We start from the raw sequence: 1161 nt of genomic DNA on the forward strand, positions 1-1161 counted from the left end.
CAGTCCTTGACAAAAGAATCAAGGTGTTGGTAAACTGTCCAATATTGAATAAGGAGCGAAAATGAAGATCGTGTTGAAGGATGAAGTACGGCCCATGACGGTGTTTGAGGCCATTCCGCGCAACGAAATGTTTTGCTGGGATTCGCGCATTTGGTTCAAGAACACCGAGGGCGTTGCGCTGTGCATAGCTGTGGACCCTGAACGTGGTGCCACGTACGCGTCGAAGCTGGGCACGGTGCTCCCGTTCGAGGCGGATACTCAGGTGCGTGCTGTGGTCCGCGCCGAGTTCGCGCTGGAGGGTTGATGAGAGACGATCGCGTGAAGCTCGTGGTGACCGAGGACGGTGAAGTACGGTTCGCACGCCACGAGTTCCGGTATCGTATCGTGGGCCGTGAAGGCTGGTGCGCGTGGACCGTGTGCGAGGCTGACACATATCACCAGATTCGGGAGGGTGTGGACGGCACGTTCGAATACGAAAAGCGTCGATCTTTCGTGAATGACGTGAACGCGCAGAGCCCTGTTCTGCACGATGCGGGAACTGGTGCGTTTTACAGTGGTCCTCATCGCGTGTTTGGTGCCATGGTCAACGAGCTGCGGGCCCGTGGCTCCGACTACCGGGCTATGCTGTGGCTACGCGATAACGCGCGGCGTGTATGGGACCTGATGGAACAGGATTTGCGTAACGGTTTCGGGGAACAGGAACTGGCAGAGGCCGGTATCGACCCGTCTAACTACTGGAAGGAGTTGAAATGATTTTTCGTGTTGGCGACGCTGTAGGCGTCTATGGCTGTATCTCGGGCGTGGCCCTGACCGATCCGAGCAACATGGAGCCGAATGTGGAGCTTGAGTTCCGGGTCCCGGGTGATCCCGATCGGGGATCGTCTGCGCATCTCGTTTTTCGTGGGCGACCTCACGATGGCAGAAGGCGACAAGATTGCGATCGGGAACATGGCTACGGTCAAGGGTCTGGTTGAGGGCGCGCGACTGAGCCCCGATGGGGATACTGGTGTCGTTACCGTGCAGGCCGTCCACACGCTGTTCGATGTGTCGATGCTCGTCGTGAAGCATGTGCCGATGCCGACCGGGGAGAACACATGAGAGTCGATATTCAGGAACAAAAGCGGTTCCCGACGTACATCGCGGACCTCGAAGTGGGTGAGC

Annotated in this window: 3 protein-coding genes; all 3 read left to right on the forward strand. The window is 57.8% G+C overall.

Translation table 11 applies throughout. From position 1 onward, the window contains the following. The first annotated feature begins 61 nt into the window (after positions 1 to 61). Positions 62 to 304 carry a hypothetical protein gene (locus AC1RO3_RS07905; RefSeq protein ID WP_281116307.1) on the forward strand — a complete coding sequence of 81 codons (243 nt, stop codon included), beginning with the start codon at positions 62 to 64 and terminating at the stop codon, positions 302 to 304. Further along, positions 304 to 753: a hypothetical protein gene (locus tag AC1RO3_RS07910; RefSeq protein ID WP_281116308.1), complete on the forward strand. Its 450-nt coding sequence runs from the start codon at positions 304 to 306 to the stop codon at positions 751 to 753. Before AC1RO3_RS07905 ends, AC1RO3_RS07910 begins: the two co-directional genes overlap by 1 nt. A gap of 162 nt (positions 754 to 915) precedes the next feature. After that, positions 916 to 1098, forward strand: a complete 183-nt coding sequence (locus AC1RO3_RS07915; protein WP_281116309.1) for a hypothetical protein — start codon at positions 916 to 918, stop codon at positions 1096 to 1098. The last annotated feature ends 63 nt before the right edge of the window (positions 1099 to 1161 follow it).

Source organism: Dellaglioa sp. CoH-57-MRSF-19, assembly GCF_056781975.1.